Annotated in this window: 16 protein-coding genes; 6 read left to right on the forward strand and 10 right to left on the reverse strand. The window is 42.9% G+C overall.

Annotated features, from left to right (window positions below; all coding sequences use genetic code 11):
- Positions 1–34 precede the first annotated feature (34 nt).
- Entirely contained in the window at positions 35–1594 is a 1560-nt protein-coding gene (locus LU276_RS07750) for a catalase (RefSeq protein WP_284673281.1), read from the forward strand.
- Between the two features lie 96 nt (positions 1595–1690).
- Here the strand turns inward: LU276_RS07750 and LU276_RS07755 are convergent, their stop codons facing one another.
- From LU276_RS07755 to LU276_RS07765, 3 genes are all read right to left on the reverse strand, one after another.
- Positions 1691–2926: an aminotransferase class V-fold PLP-dependent enzyme gene (locus LU276_RS07755; protein ID WP_284673282.1), complete on the reverse strand. Its 1236-nt coding sequence runs from the start codon at positions 2924–2926 to the stop codon at positions 1691–1693.
- 46 nt (positions 2927–2972) lie between these two features.
- Positions 2973–3611 carry a 2OG-Fe dioxygenase family protein gene (locus LU276_RS07760; RefSeq protein WP_284673283.1) on the reverse strand — a complete coding sequence of 213 codons (639 nt, stop codon included), beginning with the start codon at positions 3609–3611 and terminating at the stop codon, positions 2973–2975.
- Positions 3612–3764: 153 nt separating this feature from the next.
- Positions 3765–5432, reverse strand: coding sequence for an electron transfer flavoprotein-ubiquinone oxidoreductase (locus tag LU276_RS07765; protein WP_284673284.1), 1668 nt, complete (start codon positions 5430–5432; stop codon positions 3765–3767).
- Between the two features lie 296 nt (positions 5433–5728).
- Between LU276_RS07765 and LU276_RS07770 the strand changes: the two genes are divergently transcribed.
- From LU276_RS07770 to LU276_RS07780, 3 genes are all read left to right on the forward strand, one after another.
- On the forward strand, positions 5729–6361 hold the full coding sequence (locus LU276_RS07770; RefSeq protein ID WP_284673285.1) for a DUF1285 domain-containing protein: 633 nt from the start codon (positions 5729–5731) through the stop codon (positions 6359–6361).
- Between the two features lies 1 nt (position 6362).
- A complete protein-coding gene (gene murI / locus LU276_RS07775) occupies positions 6363–7244 on the forward strand; it encodes a glutamate racemase (RefSeq protein ID WP_284673286.1) in 882 nt (293 codons plus the stop codon).
- Between the two features lie 104 nt (positions 7245–7348).
- Positions 7349–7525 carry a hypothetical protein gene (locus LU276_RS07780; RefSeq protein WP_284673287.1) on the forward strand — a complete coding sequence of 59 codons (177 nt, stop codon included), beginning with the start codon at positions 7349–7351 and terminating at the stop codon, positions 7523–7525.
- Between the two features lie 120 nt (positions 7526–7645).
- Here LU276_RS07780 and LU276_RS07785 read toward each other — a convergent pair whose 3' ends face one another.
- The 5 genes from LU276_RS07785 to LU276_RS07805 form a co-directional block, all read right to left on the reverse strand.
- A complete protein-coding gene (locus tag LU276_RS07785) occupies positions 7646–9043 on the reverse strand; it encodes a lytic murein transglycosylase (protein WP_284673288.1) in 1398 nt (465 codons plus the stop codon).
- 265 nt (positions 9044–9308) lie between these two features.
- Entirely contained in the window at positions 9309–10712 is a 1404-nt protein-coding gene (locus tag LU276_RS07790) for an MATE family efflux transporter (RefSeq protein WP_284673289.1), read from the reverse strand.
- Between the two features lie 253 nt (positions 10713–10965).
- Positions 10966–11469 carry a c-type cytochrome gene (locus tag LU276_RS07795; RefSeq protein WP_284673290.1) on the reverse strand — a complete coding sequence of 168 codons (504 nt, stop codon included), beginning with the start codon at positions 11467–11469 and terminating at the stop codon, positions 10966–10968.
- A 265-nt stretch (positions 11470–11734) separates the two neighbouring features.
- A complete protein-coding gene (gene rpsU, locus LU276_RS07800; protein WP_242748412.1) occupies positions 11735–11950 on the reverse strand; it encodes a 30S ribosomal protein S21 in 216 nt (71 codons plus the stop codon).
- 225 nt (positions 11951–12175) lie between these two features.
- On the reverse strand, positions 12176–12481 hold the full coding sequence (locus LU276_RS07805; RefSeq protein WP_284673291.1) for a hypothetical protein: 306 nt from the start codon (positions 12479–12481) through the stop codon (positions 12176–12178).
- Positions 12482–12753: 272 nt separating this feature from the next.
- Between LU276_RS07805 and LU276_RS07810 the strand changes: the two genes are divergently transcribed.
- Positions 12754–13677, forward strand: coding sequence for a DUF808 domain-containing protein (locus tag LU276_RS07810; RefSeq protein WP_284673292.1), 924 nt, complete (start codon positions 12754–12756; stop codon positions 13675–13677).
- A gap of 75 nt (positions 13678–13752) precedes the next feature.
- Here LU276_RS07810 and LU276_RS07815 read toward each other — a convergent pair whose 3' ends face one another.
- Positions 13753–14502 (reverse strand): SPOR domain-containing protein, encoded by a 750-nt coding sequence (locus tag LU276_RS07815; protein ID WP_284673293.1) that lies wholly within the window; start codon positions 14500–14502, stop codon positions 13753–13755.
- A gap of 178 nt (positions 14503–14680) precedes the next feature.
- Between LU276_RS07815 and LU276_RS07820 the strand changes: the two genes are divergently transcribed.
- The gene (locus LU276_RS07820; RefSeq protein WP_284673294.1) at positions 14681–14902 is read left to right on the forward strand and encodes a DUF2788 domain-containing protein; all 222 of its coding nucleotides are present in this window, start codon (positions 14681–14683) and stop codon (positions 14900–14902) included.
- Positions 14903–14977: 75 nt separating this feature from the next.
- On the opposite strand, the gene cmoB is transcribed toward LU276_RS07820, so the two are convergent.
- Positions 14978–15991: a tRNA 5-methoxyuridine(34)/uridine 5-oxyacetic acid(34) synthase CmoB gene (gene cmoB / locus LU276_RS07825; RefSeq protein WP_284674618.1), complete on the reverse strand. Its 1014-nt coding sequence runs from the start codon at positions 15989–15991 to the stop codon at positions 14978–14980.
- Between the last annotated feature and the right edge of the window lie 11 nt (positions 15992–16002).

Below are 16002 nucleotides of genomic sequence, written 5' to 3' on the forward strand. Positions count from 1 at the left end.
TGCCAAGCCGATGATAAATCAAAAGGATAAATTTATGAAAGACAACAAAACCCACACAACCAACCCCCAAGATACCCAAAAAATAGACTGTCCTGTTAGCCACCTAACACGCCAAAACGGTGCTCCCGTTGCTGACAACCAAAACTCCCTAACCGCAGGAGCAAGAGGTCCACTCCTTACCCAAGATTTATGGCTTAATGAAAAGCTTGCTGATTTTGCTCGTGAAGTGATTCCAGAACGCCGTATGCACGCCAAAGGATCTGGGGCGTTTGGTACTTTTACCGTGACCAACGACATCACTCAATATACTCGTGCAGCGATTTTTAGTGAAGTGGGTAAAAAGACCGAAATGTTCGCTCGCTTTACGACCGTAGCTGGTGAACGAGGTGCAGCCGATGCCGAGCGAGATATTCGTGGCTTTGCTCTAAAATTTTATACCGAAGAGGGCAACTGGGATATGGTAGGCAACAACACACCTGTATTCTTTTTAAGAGACCCAAGAAAATTCCCAGATCTAAACAAAGCAGTCAAAAGAGATCCTAAGACCAATATGCGTAGCCCCACCAACAACTGGGACTTTTGGACACTGCTACCAGAGGCTTTCCACCAAGTTACCATTGTGATGAGTGACCGTGGCATTCCAAAATCATTCCGCCATATGCACGGCTTTGGTTCACATACTTATAGTTTTATCAATGCCAAAAATGAGCGTTTTTGGGTCAAATTCCATTTCCGTACCCAACAAGGCATTGAAAATTTAACAGACAGCGAAGCTGAAGCAGTTATTGCTAAAGACCGTGAGAGCAACCAGCGTGATTTGTTTAACGCCATTGAGCGTGGCGACTTTCCTAAGTGGAAAATGTATGTACAGATTATGCCAGAGGTGGATGCTGAAAAAGTACCTTATCACCCCTTTGACCTAACTAAAGTATGGCCAAAAGGTGATTATCCTTTGATTGAGGTGGGCGAATTTGAATTAAACAAAAATCCAGAGAACTTCTTTTTAGATGTGGAACAAGCTGCCTTTGCCCCAAGCAACCTTGTACCAGGCATTAGCGTATCGCCTGATAAGATGCTACAAGCTCGTCTGTTTAACTATGCTGATGCCCAGCGTTATCGCTTAGGGGTAAACCACCATCAAATTCCAGTCAATCGTGCACGCTGCCCTGTGTACAGCAATCAGCGAGATGGTCAAGGGCGTGTGGATGACAATTATGGCAGTCGTGTGCATTACGAGCCAAATAGCTTTGGGCAATGGCAAGAACAACCTCAATATGCCGAGCCGCCACTACGCATTGATGGCAGTGCTCAACATTTTGATTTTCGTGAAGATGATAATGACTATTTTAGCCAGCCACGAGCGTTATTTAATCTGATGAACGACACCCAAAAACAGGCGTTGTTTGACAATACAGCGGCTGCTATGGGCGATGCCCCTGATTTCATCAAATACCGTCATATTCGTAACTGCCACTTTTGCGACAAAGCCTATGGTGAGGGCGTGGCGAAGGCATTGGGATTGACGGTTGACGAAGCGATAAAAGCATATGACACCGACCCTGCCAAACACTTGCCAAGTTGTTTGGCACCATAATTGACCGATTTTAATCAAAAAAACATTTTATAAACCACACCCCAAAAGTTGAACTTCTGGGGTGTGGTTTATTTAAATATAGAATAATAAAAAGCCTTAAAACTGTGCCACATACTCATCAAGCAACTCAAACAGTCGAGCAATCTCTTTATGAGTGGTGTAATGTAAAAAGCCTACACGCAAAAATCCGCACGCCACCAAGTCCAGATGACGCACGACATCCAACGCATAAAAATTACCAGATGGTAGGGCAACATTCCTATCGCCAAGCCATTTTGAGACATTGGCAGGCGGTATGATTTGTCCATCCTTGATTAGATTGAAGGCAAAGGTTGGTGTGCGATGATTACTACTGTTTTTGCCATATAACTGAATATATGATCGCTCGTTCACAAAAGCCAAAAACGCCTGACTTAATGAATATTCATAAGACTGCACCACCTGATAGGCACGCATCAAGCGTTTGTCCATATCGCCATCTTGCCCACCAAGATTTGCCCAATACTGCATTAAGGCAATAAATCCTGCTTGAGCTTCAAAAGACTGCGTACCCTGCTCAAAAGCGAAAGGTCGTATATGAGTAGCAGGCTCAACCTTATAAGGTGGCAAATCAAGCACTCGCTTAGAGGCATACGCCATACCAAGTCTAGCACCGCCTAGCTTATAGCTAGATGCAAAGAGTAAGTCACAATCAAGCTGAGTGGCGTTGATTTTTTCATGCACAATGGCATGTACAGCATCAATGGCAACATAAGCATTGACTGCCTTAGCACGGCTGATAATAGGGCCAATCTCGGTGCGTGTGCCAATAACATTAGATGCTAAAGACACCGCCACCAAGCGTGTTTGTTCATCAATAAGGGACTGTATGTTAGTCAAATCAAGCGAGCTACCATCGGCATTCAAAGGAATGCGTCTGACTTGCAAGCCTTTTTCTTCAGCAACACTCTGCCATGATGAGACATTGGAGAAATGGTCAATCTGACTAACAACAATATTATCCCCCGCCTGCCAAGTGCGTGCCAATACTCGTGAAAACTGAAACATCAGACTGGTAGCGTTTAATCCAAAAACAACCTGCTGTGGCTCACAGCCTAGCCATAGTCCAGCCATTTGACGAGCTTTGTCGTTAATGGCGGTCGTGCGTCTGCCTGCATCTGCCAAGCCACCCATATTACTGTGATATTTGCCCAGATATTCACTCATGGCACCAGTAACCATCTTTGGTACTTGACTGCCGCCTGGACCATCAAAAAATATTGGCGACTGTCCGTGTTCATTCAAGCAATTAAAAGCCAAGAACTCTTGGCGGATACTTTCTGGATTGTACATTTGCACTCCTACATTATCCATCGGCATAACTTCCACAAGACATCTTTTATGATAGATGTGCGGTAAGCACAAATAAATCCCAATGACCCGACTGTTTCGTCGTGGTCAGCTCGGTGGCGTAGTGCCACAGCTTATCATCATCCATCACACAATATACACCCACATCACTTGGGAGCGTGGTGATGATATCTTTGGCATCGTTTGTTCTATAAATACATAAGTCTGCACCTTGAACATCATCAAAGCTGACAGTAAACATACCAATGCGGTCAAAGCCATCTTGGTGTAAGCCTTCTGGCGTCGTGATGGTCGGTGCCGATGGGTCATTGGCAACGACTCGTATCTGATGCACTTCAATGGTGGCAGCATTTGGCAGACCGCCCTGCTTGGCGAAAGCGTCCACAATGGTTAAAAACCCATCATCTTGTATCAATTCATCACTCAAATCGTCATACTGACGAACAACACCGCCCTGAAACTTGTTTAACTCTTCACTTTGCACAAACTGACTGCCTCGTATCAATTCAATATTACGAGCCTGTTGGTCATAGATCAATTTAGAATAACGACGCAAACGATAACTGCCGTCTTTATATGAGCTTGGCGTTAGAGTGTCAAAATCCTTGCTTAAAGGTCCGATAAGATCTTTAGGTAGATTACCTGTATGTAGTAGAGCTGTCATCATAATATCCTTATAATTTACTGACAAAATAAGATGGGTAAATTTAGCAGATACATAATATACCAAAAAATTTTTTTTCTTACAAATAAAAAAAATTTATATATCAAGCTAAAAAGAAAGCCAAGCTAGTGAATCGCCTGACTTTCTTAAGTGTTTTTACATATTTGGATAATTAGGGCCACCGCCACCTTCTGGCGTTACCCAAGTGATGTTTTGACTTGGGTCTTTGATATCGCAAGTTTTACAATGGACGCAGTTTTGGCTATTAATGACAAATCGTGCCCCATGCGGTGCATTGTCGTCCTCCACCACTTCATACACCCCTGCTGGGCAATATAGGCGTGCAGGCTCTGCATACAATGGGAGATTTTTGGTGATTGGTACAGTAGGGTCGGTCAGTTTTAGATGGCACGGCTGATCTTCTGCATGGTTGGTATTTGAGATAAATACACTTGACAACTTATCAAAGGTTAGTTTGCCATCTGGTTTTGGATAATCAGGCTTGTAAGCATGATCTGCTTTATCTAGTTGAGCAAAGTCATGACCGTTATCATTGATGGTAAATGGCACTTTTCCGCCCAATAGGTTTTGCTCTACAAAGCTAAACGCACCACCCATCCACGAACCCATACGGTGCATGGCAGGGGTAAAGTTGCGAGCTGCATGAGCTTCTTGGAATAACCACGAATTTTCAAAGGCAGTTTGATATTCCACCACTTCATCATGCTGTCTGCCCGCTTGTAATGCCGCAAAAATACTCTCAGCAGCCAACATACCTGATTTCATGGCAGTATGCGAACCTTTTAACTTTGCAGGGTTTAGAAAACCTGCATCATCACCCACAAGCACGCCACCTGCAAAACTAAGCTTAGGCAGGCTATTTAAACCACCTTTAACCAACGCTCTTGCCCCATAAGACAAGCGTTTCCCCCCTTCTAAGATAGGACGGATGACTGGGTGAAGCTTTAAGCGTTGTAGCTCATCAAAGGGCGACAAGTGCGGGTTGTGATAAGACAAGTCTATCGCCAAGCCGAAGCTGACTTGATTGTTCTCTGCAAAATACAAGAACCAACCTCCTGTTGAGCCTGTCTCACTCAAAGGCCAACCAGAACCATGCAAAATCACACCTTCTTCATGCTTATCAGGATCAATCTCCCACAGCTCTTTTAGACCGATGCCGTAGTGCTGAGAGTCTTTGTCTTTATCTAGATGGAAGCGGCTGATGAGTCGCTTCCCCAAATGCCCACGACAGCCTTCAGCAAATACGGTATATTTAGCAAGTAATTCATAACCTGCCTCAAAACTTGGCTTAGGTTCACCTTGAGCATTAACACCCATATCGCCAGTAAGCACGCCACGCACCGAACCATCAGCATTGTAAAGAATTTCACTGGCACTAAATCCAGAAAATAGCATGATTTCCATTGCTTCTGCCTGCTCAGCTAGCCAACGCACGACATTGCCCAATGACACGATATAATTGCCATCATTATGCAAGGCAGTAGGTACAATGCTATGCGGTAATTGGATGGATTTTTGGGCATTTTTGAGCATATAAATACGGTCTTCTTTTGCCTTGACCGTGATGGGTGCACCAATCTCACGCCAGTTGGGCAACAGCTCATCTAGAGCACGAGTTTCCAAGATTGCCCCTGATAGCGTATGAGCACCAAACTCCGAACCTTTTTCAAGAACGCACACCATAAACTCATCAAGCCCTGCTTTATTGGCAAGTTGCTTTAGGCGAATGGCGGTTGCTAGCCCTGCAGGTCCACCACCGACAATGATGACATCAAACTCCATAGATTCTCGTTGAATTTGCATAAGTTTTCCTTAATTTGGCTGGTTGGTCACCCAACTCGCTAGGCAAAAAATAATCAATCAAAACCATTAACAATGACATTGGGTATATTTTACCCATCTAGAATTTTTAGGCAAGCAAATTATGATACCGCCAACACTTTTATGCAAGCATTCTCAATCATTTAACGATTATTCCCATCTAATTGGTTGCTTTTTTTGTGTTATTTAAGCTACAATCTTGGTCAAAAACTTAATATTTTTTACCGCCTCGTGTCATCAAATAATGTACAAAATGATAAAATTAAGGATTGATACTCATGATGTGCCAAAATCGCCAAAACCCAAAAAATAATAAAAATAATCATAATAAAAACAATATCTTAGAAGATATTACGAAACTTACCCAATCAACAAGTACGCATAAAATCCCACCACTTGATTCATGGTCGCCCACACACATTCATGAGTTTGACATTCTCATCAAAGACAACGGCGACTGGTATCATGAAGGCACAAAAATGACCCGCCAGTCATTAGTGAACTTATTTGCCAGTGTGTTATGGGGTCAGACAGATACATTGGGCAACAAGGCGTATTTTTTAAAGACGCCCAATGATATGTATCACATTCAAGTTGAAGACGCCCCACTTATCATTTATCGTGTCGATGAAGTCGTCAAAGACGGCATAACTTGGCTAATCTTTACTACAACTAATGGCGATGAGATTATCCTAAATGATGACAACCCACTGTATTTTAAGGATTTTATAAAAGACGGTCGGATTGAACAAAGGCTTTATGTAGATACTCGCTTTGGTCTTGTTGCTCGAGTAGCTGCCAATGTCCTATATCATCTAGTAGAGATGGGCAAGCTGTGTGAAAGTGATGGCACAACGACACTGACCTTGGTGAGTGGTGGCAACGCTTATCATCTGGTGGCGGATAGATAAAATGATTAACCAACACCCCGATTATATCAGTGATTCTGATAACGCACCGATTGGCGTGTTCGACTCTGGTGTGGGTGGTCTTTCTGTCTATCGCCACCTAAGACAACTACTGCCCAATGAACGCTTCATTTATTATGCGGACACCGCCCATGTTCCTTATGGCAATAAGACGGGCGATGAGATACTGCTTTTAACCTTACAAGCAGTGGCACGACTGTGCAAACAAGGTTGTAAGCTCATCGTCATCGCCTGTAACAGTGCTTCTGCTCACGCCTTAACCACCCTTAGGCAGCGTTGTAGCGTACCGATTGTTGGGCTAGTGCCTGCGGTTAAGCCTGCTTGTGCCATCACTAAGACCAAAAAGATTGCTGTGCTTGCCACCAGAGCCACGCTTGATGGGCATCTGCTGAATGAAGTGATTGGCACCATTGCCAACCCCTTGGGTATTCAAGTGCACAAACACTTTGAATCCATGCTTGTGCCATGGGTAGAAAGCGGTATGCCGATTGACAGTCAGGTTGCCAATTTGTTGATTGAGCAGGTCAAACTGTGGGCTGATGATGGCGTTGATGTGATTGTGCTTGGCTGTACGCATTATCCATTTTTTAAGCAGTTTTTACAAACCCATATTGATGACAATCATCTAAACATCACTTTGGTTGATTCTGGGGTTGCTATCGCCGAGCGAGTGCGTTCGTTACTTGATATGTATCAGATTACCGCCATGACACCAAAAGACAACCCCTTAACATTCTATGCCAGTGCCTTTGATGAACAGCTGGTGCAAACGGTTGCAGGACTGATTGATGATACGCCGGTATTTGTAGGGCATGATTTTTTACCACAATCAACAAAACCATCAATGTTGTGCAATAGAATGTAGCAAAATATAATTTGGTTTTTGTATTGTAAATACCTTAAAAATTTGATGTAATGCCAAGGCGTGCCATCACGCAAATCTAATAAATCAGTAATAAGGAGTACATCATGTCAGACATCTCAAAATTTAGCGAGCAAATCAAAAAATTCGGTGAATTACAAGACAGTATGCACAATGCACAAAAAACTCGCACTTTAGAAGAGCAAGTCGCCTACCTAAAGTCGCAAGGCATCAACCCATCAAAAACCTACGCCAAATGGGACGATGACCAAGAAGAAGAGTAATACTCATCAATGAGATTGGCTTATGGGTAATCATTAACTCCACAAGCCAATCATCAGTTATCACCCATCAAGCCTAAACAAACAACCCTTTTTTTAGCAATGAAGGGCTGTTTGACTAAATCAATTGGCTGGCACAAGAGCAATCGTACCATCTGCTTGAACTACTCGGCGGTAAGTTTGTGGTGCTATACTGACAGGCTGAATGCTAGGCGTATCAGACCAAACTGGTTGCTCCGGCATGGTTTGTACAGGGATTGCAGGCGTTGGCACTGTCTGGCTTGGTATTTGATTTGGTGCGATTGATACTTGACTGGTAATTAAGCGATGAAATTTTTGTCCTGCACGACCATCAGGCACAGCCCCCACTCTACTTTGATAATCCATAATGGCACGGCGAGTGTTATCGCCAATAATGCCATCAACCTTGCCAATTTCATAACCTGCGTTTAACAATGCCTGCTGAATTTCTTTGGCTTGACGGCGACTGATACCTGGATCATCGGTCGGCCATGGGGTAGCGAAGTTAATGTTGGTGTCGTGATTTTCAATCAAAGTAGCCAGATGAGCAATGGCAAGAGCGTAACTTTGTGATGCGTTATAACTATAAAAGGTGTCAAAGTTTTTGCCCACCAAAAAAGCCGGTCCTTGACGACCTGCAGGCAACAGCAAGCCTGCCGTTGCCATGTTGTATGGCAATGGGCGACCATCTGGCAAGGTAATGCCTTGTGCCTGCCAATAATCAATGGATTTTTTATTGGTGCGACCACTAGGACCTGCATAGCCGTTTAAGCGAACCTCATACCCCCACGGCTCGCCTGCACGATAACCCCTTTTTGATAAAAAATTGGCAGTACTGGCAAGTGCATCAGCCTTACTATTGACCAAGTCTTTTTTGCCATCGCCATCAAAATCAACCGCCAACTCCAAAAAAGTACTCGGCATGAACTGCGTCTGACCAAACGCTCCTGCCCACGAACCTGTCATGTCCTCTGGGCGGATATCGCCATTTTGGACGATGCGTAAAGCATTGGCAAACTCACCACGAAAATAACCCTGACGGCGATCAAAGCACGATAAAGTTGCAAGACTACTAAACAGATTTTTACCGCCCAAAGTCTGCCCAAAATTACTCTCAACACCCCAAACGCCAAGGACATGCTCAGGTTGCACGCCATAGCGTGATTGAATGCGATGCAATACATCGGCTTGTTCTTGTCTGGCTCTTAGCCCATCCATCACCCTCTCAGCATCAACGAGCGATGCATGATAATCCCAAGCATCTTTTTTAAATTCTGGCTGATAATTCAGCGAGCGAATCACAGTGGGGTCAGGCTCACTTGGGCGATAAGTCTCAAAAGTACTGTTTGAGATACCACGAAAAGCCGATGAAGATTTTAGATTATCCAAGCATTGCTGAAAGTGAGCATTTGACAAGCTAGGTAAATCATTGGCGGTAGCGACAGTACAGACGCCAACAGCCGATAATGCCAAAAGCAATTTGATAGAGTGTGATTTCATAGGTATCCTATTGTTATATAAGTGAATGCTGATGGATAACGGCAAGGCTTAGCCTACCACAAGATTTAGTAGAAAATACAAAACGCTCACCAACTAAAAATAAATCAGCCAACAATCAAAATTTATCTAAAAAAGCTTAGCCTAATGGCTAGAACATCATTTTTTGGATTCAAATATTTCTCAATGAATAATCTCATCGTCAAAGCAATATCAACATCGGCAACAGTCCCCTATCGCCATTGACCGCCATGCTCATTATTAAAGGCTAAGCACCTCTTAGCTGATACTTCTTGATAATACCAAGACTGTATCGTTCAAGATACCACAGCAAAAGAATCGCCGCCACCGTCAAAGAAATCACCAAAGACAACCAAAATCCATAAATACCCATACCATAATAAGTTGCCAAAAAATAACCAGGAATCAAGCCACAGCCCCAAAACGCAATCAAATGAATCGCCATGGGGATATGGGTTACTTGGTAACCTCGCAAGGCATAGCTTGCCACAGTCTGAATGGCATCAACCACCTGAAACGCCGCCGCAAACAAGATAACCGTCGCAGCAATACCAATTACCACCGTCTCATCTGTATACATCTTAGCAAGTGGTTCTCTTAAAAATACCAATAATACTGCCGTCAAACAAGATATCAGTATGGCCGTAAAAACAGCAATGCCTGCCACATATCGGGCTCGGTGCGGTTTTTGTTTTCCCAGATAAAATCCTGTTCGTACCGTGCTGGCAGTACCAATACTTTGGGGTAGCATATAAATAAGGGTGGTTAAACTAATAACAATCTGCTGAGCGGCAACATAGTCTTGAGTACTGCCGTTTGCATCGCCTTTTAATCTCGCCACCAAAAACATGATGCAAGTAAATAAACTCACCTCAATAAAAAATGATAAGCCGATAGGCAACCCCAAATGATTAATCCGTCTTAAAGTAGCAAGATTGGGCGAACTAAATTTATCAGTTAGCCCAAAAGGTTTAAAATAAACATCCTTAGCAATATAGATACCAAGTACGATGGCATTAACCCAAAAAACAATGGCGGTCGCTAGACCGCAACCGGCCCCACCCAAGGCAGGCATGCCAAATTTTCCATAGACAAATATCCAATTTAAGGGGATATTGATAAAAAAACATAGCCAGCTGACTATCATGATTGCTCGTGGTCGGTTCAGACTAGACGCATAAGCATGCAAGGCTCGATGTATCATGGCAGCAGGCATGGCAAGCCCAACAAACCACAGATAATCACCTGTGATGGATAAGGCACGCTCACTTAAATCAAAAAAATTCTGAAACGGTGTGATGGCAGCCCACATCAGTAGCATACCGATAACACCTGTCATCAATCCATACCACAGCCCCTGACGCCCCATCTCGCCAATCTCTGCCAATCCGTTTGCACCATGCTTCTCGGCAATCATGGGATTTAACGCACTCATCACGCCCATCAAGGTAACATACACGGTTGCAAATAAACTATTGCCTAATGCCACCGCCGCCAAATCATCAATGCCTGCACCCCCTGCCATTACCGTATCCACAAATCCTGTACCAACTTGAGCCACTTGGGCTAATAGCATGGGCAAGGCAAGTGTGGTCAGAGCAGACAGCTCTTTTTTATAAGTGGTGATGGGGTATTTGGTGATGTCTAGCATGGCAATGGATCATTTCATTAAAAAGGCTGAAAGGTTGTCTATATTGCTATACAAGCATAACAAATACAAACATTCTATTATAGCATACTTAATCCATCCAATCATCTTAGTCGCCAGACCATCAATTACTCAAAATCACTCAAATACCCTTGATTTAAAAAACCAACAAAAAAGCAAATGATGCTATCTTTTGTTGGTCTTGATTAGCTTTTAATTAGATTTAATGGTCTTAAAAATCCACTACTCAAGCATATCACTTCGTCTGCTCAAGTATATAATCAACTGCTGCATATACTTCAGCTTCAGTAACCGCACCGGTCGCCTGTGCTGGCATTTTATTAAATCCTTTAGCAGAATGTTGATATAAAGTATCCACGCCTTTTTCTAGGCGTTTCGTCCATTCTGCCTTGTTGCTAAGTTTTGGAGCATCTAACAAGCCTTGGTCATGGCAGACCTTGCAAGTTTGTTCATAGCGTTTTTTACCCTCCTTAATAGACAAAGGCTTGATGGGATTGGCTATATTCTCTGTTGCATTGACCACATCTTTTGCTACAGTCTCGTGCCCAGAAGAGTCTTCTACAGACCCACCATCAGATTCTTGCATGACCTCAGCCGTATCTTGAGCGGGTGTCTGCGTCTTAGCTTGGGTGGTTGCTGTGTTAGATGCAGATTCTGCCTTATCACTGCCACACGCACCGAGTATCAAGGTCAGCATCGCCATACCGAATATCAAAGGAAGTTTAACTGGGTAGTTCATATCGCCTCGCCATATGTTTGGTCATTTAAATCATGATTGCCCTGCCAGTTATGCCTGACAGGCATCTAATAATATACCTAAATTTATTAAGGATTTATAGTTAATATTTTTTATTGCTTTATTGTTTTACGATTTATTCTACCAACAATACCCAGTGTCAGCTCTATTAAAGCAGGCTTATTCTTAAACCCAAAGAACCACCAAAGAAAAAACCTTGATAAAAATCAAGGTTTTTTTATTATTAAATAAGCTATAGTAATTCAGATTAGTACTTGCGTACTGTACGAACTTGCTCACGCCATACTTTTTTCTTGTAACGCTTAACAGCAGCAGCTTTTTTACGCTTACGCTCCTGCGTTGGTTTTTCAAAAAATTCTTTTTTACGAACATCAGCCAAAACACCTGCTTTTTCGCAAGCACGCTTAAAACGACGAATTGCGATATCAACTGGTTCGTTCTCTTTTACCTTAACTGAAGGCATAGTAACTCCTAATGCAAGACAAGTGGCATCGATTAGGCTGTATTATATTATTAGCGTCACGGTCTTGGGCGTGGGCATCAGCTCAAATCGGAACAATCAATACAATGATAAACCCGCTTAGCGGTATTGCCCGAACCCAAAGATTTAGGCAATCTTAATATTATAACTGATAAGCCAGATAAACACAACCAAAATCTAGCAAACAAGTCATCATTTTATCATTGGCTATTCAGTCTTAGTATCAGCTTCGTCTGTCTTGGCAGCTTCTTGCTCAATAGAAGCTTCTGGGGCGGTGTCAGTTTCTGCAGATTGTTCGCTTTGAGCTGCTACATTGTTGGCAGTCTCATCGGTCGCAACAGATGGCTTGGCATGGTCATCAAACTTGACTTCTTCAGCCTTTGGCGCTTTTTCTAACGCTACAGCTTGTGCTTCTGCTAACTTATCTACTGCATATACTTTTTCATGCTTATCGCCACAAGCACTCAAGGCCAATGTTGTCAAAGCGACAATGGCTACAAATTTGGCTTTCATAGTCTCTCCAATAAAAATCTAAAAACTAATAAAACTAGACTTCAGTGATGCCATCATCACTAGAAAAGTAAAAGTATATGTCTATTATGCCATAAAATTCCACACTTTTCATAGGATTTAGATGATTGACAACGATTATTTTTACAACATTGGTCTAATTTATTATGATTTTGGATAATATCTAGAAAATTTACAAACATTCTATCATTTTTCAACAAAAAGCTCGCTATAATAGATGACTGATTATTTTAATGATTCAAATCGGAGTTCTTATGGCTGGTGGTAGCTTGCTGATGTTGCTTGATGACATGAGTACCATCTTAGATGATGTGGCGACAATGACAAAACTTGCCACCAAAAAAACAGTAGGTGTGCTAGGTGATGACCTTGCCTTAAATGCACAGCAGGTAACAGGGGTGCGTGCTGATCGTGAACTTCCTGTGGTGCTAGCGGTCGCAAAAGGCTCATTCATCAACAAACTCATCTTGGTGCCTGCCGCACTCATTATTAGTGCGGTGGCAGCGTGGCTCATCACGCCACTTTTGATGATTGGCGGTCTGTTTTTGTGTTTTGAAGGGGCGGAAAAAGTGATGCACAAATTCGCACCAAGTCTGTTGCCACATGAACTAGATGACAATCAAGCTCATGCCAAACGACTGGCGGCTAATGCTGATAAATCGGTCGATTTGGTTGCTTTTGAAAAAGAAAAAATCAAAGGAGCGATTCGCACCGACTTCATTTTATCTGCTGAAATTGTGGTGATTTCGCTTGGGGTGATGACCACAAGCACCCTACAGACTAAAGCCTTATCGCTTAGTGCTATTGCTATCTTGATGACGGTTGGCGTCTATGGATTGGTCGCCCTTATCGTCAAAATTGACGATGCGGGTTTTAGTCTAATCAACCGGTCTGATTCGGTCAGGAAAAAACTTGGCAATTTTCTGCTTACATTTGCCCCAAAGCTCATGAAGTTCTTATCCATCGCAGGTACGCTTGCCATGTTCTTGGTTGGTGGTGGCATCTTAGTACACGGCATTGATATCTTGCACCATCAGGCAGAAGATTTGGTGGCGTTATCAGGCATACTAAGCGGACTGACCGAATCAATTTATAATGGCGTGGTTGGCTTTGTGGCAGGTTTAGTTGTACTGGCGTTTTATTTATTATTTAAAAAACTCAAGCATCAAGACACATGATATTTTTAAACCATAAAACCTGCCAAGCAAGATAGCAGGTTTTATGGTTTTAGAACACGAACTAAAAATAACCAATTACCGACGACGCTGTTCCACCATGAGTGCATCAATACCATTATTACGCAGTTTGAACAGTGCATCGCTTGCTTCTTGACGACTCACCATCGGCATGGATACCACTTGATAGACCTGAGCATTCGTCTGCCTATCCAAGCGACGCACCACGACTGCATCAACGCCTGCTAGCATCACTTGAGCCCGCTTTTCATCAGCATCTTTGGCATTTGTGTAGCTTTTGATTTGCAGAATGTAGGTGATGTGGGTTTGATTGGCGGTCTTTTCACCACTCTCATCTTGACCATCATAGGTTGTGGCATCTTCGATGATTTGGATTTGAGCTTCTTTAGTCTCTTCTTTTTCAAGTTCGACCACCGCATCAGCTCCCAAAACTTTATCCTCATTTGCCATTTCCTGTACACTCACCCCTTCAGGGATACTGCGAAAATTCTGCTTGGGCAAGATGTCATAAAATTCATAATCAGATGTCAATGCCATCTCTCGGCTAGGGTCGTATTGACCTAGATTTAGATCTTGACTATTTGGCAACACCTCTTGTTCTTTAGCCATGGGTGTTACTTGTGCGTCATCTTCAACGGTGATTTTATCACTGCGGTAGCCATCAAATAGCGGTGAATAATACACCGCCGCCGCTAATGCTACTGCAATCACCAATCCTAGAATCATCCAAAGCAAACTCATGATGCCTGAGTTTTGTCGCTTTTCGGTTTCTTTATATACCGCTGAAGATTTGTTCTTTTTTGTCATGTTCATATTTCACAAATAATTGATTAATTATTGTAACAAGTTTTTTTAACGCTGTGGAAAATTTTCGCCAATTCTTTAAGATTTATTGGTATCAGCATCAATCATCACGCCAATCCACAGCACATCTGTGCTATAATAAAGCCAGTAAATCCCACCATAAAACATAAAAGGGTACTCTATGATTCTTGCCGTCTCTGAAGCCACCATCACCGCCATGGGCTTATATATCTTATTGCCGATTTTTATTGGCTTTTTGTTCTTTATTATGTGGGACATCTCCAAAAAATCCAACGCAGGTAAGCAAGGCACTTTTTGGATTTTTGTGGCATTAGGCATGGGATTTTTTGGTTTTCTTGCCAAACTTGTCATTGAATGGGTATTGACAAAATGGTTTATCTAACCACAACCAACAACTCAAATCAAGCCATCAACCGTTTAGCCCATATCAGCCAAACCACAAACAAAGGTTTTTAAACTAAGGTCTTTTGGCAATCATGGTTGCACGCTTAGGTGCAGGATAGCCTTCGATGGTTTTTGAATTATCTGCATCGTCCAAAAAGTCTACCAACGAATGATAATCCATCCATTCTGTTGCTCTTTGCTCATCTGTGCTAGTAATACTCACATCAACGCAGCTTACCTCGCTAAATCCCGCCTTGAGTAGCCACTTGGTTAAAGCAGCAACACTTGGCAAAAAGTACACATTATTCATCTGGGCGTAGCGTTCGTGTGGCACTAGCACTGTATGCTCATCACCATCGACCACTAAGGTCTCAAGCACGAGCGTACCGCCTTTATTCAGCTGAGCCTTTAGCTGTTCTAAATGCTCAAAAGGCGAGATACGATGGTATAGCACTCCCATACTAAACACCACATCAAACAACTCGCTGTCTTTTGGCAGGCTCTCAAGTGGCACAGGGATATAATGCACGGGCAAATCCACGCCCAAAAAGTGCTTCATCGCCATAAACTGATGATAAAACAAACACGATGGATCAATCACAATCACCGATTTTGCCCCATCACCCAACATACGAAAACCGTGATAGCCAGAACCACCGCCAACATCCAAGACTCTTTTGCCCTGCAACTGCAAATGTGGACACACTCGCTCCCATTTAAAATCAGACCGCCACTCTGTATCAATATGAATGCTTTTTTCCGCACCACCGCTCAGATAAAACGGTCCTTTCCGCCAAGGCTTTAGATTTTTTAATAGGCTGTGAGTTTTTTTAAAATCCGACACCTGCCAATCAAGCACCGCTTCAACTCTATCGGTTAGCCGAATTGCTAGGGCGGTCGTCTCAGGCAGGCGGTCGATGGCAGAAGCATAAAATGGAGCGTGTGCGTAACGGCTCTTATCTTTAATTTTAGCCAACCAAATCGGCAAACAAGACAGCCACTCACCTGCTTTTGGGTGATACCTGCTCACTTGGAGTAGATGCAGATACAATGCCTGCTCTGCCTTAAAAATGGTATTATTCATGATGTCTTAATCGT

Source organism: Moraxella haemolytica (assembly GCF_030177935.1).
Taxonomy (GTDB): Bacteria; Pseudomonadota; Gammaproteobacteria; order Pseudomonadales; family Moraxellaceae; genus Moraxella; species Moraxella haemolytica.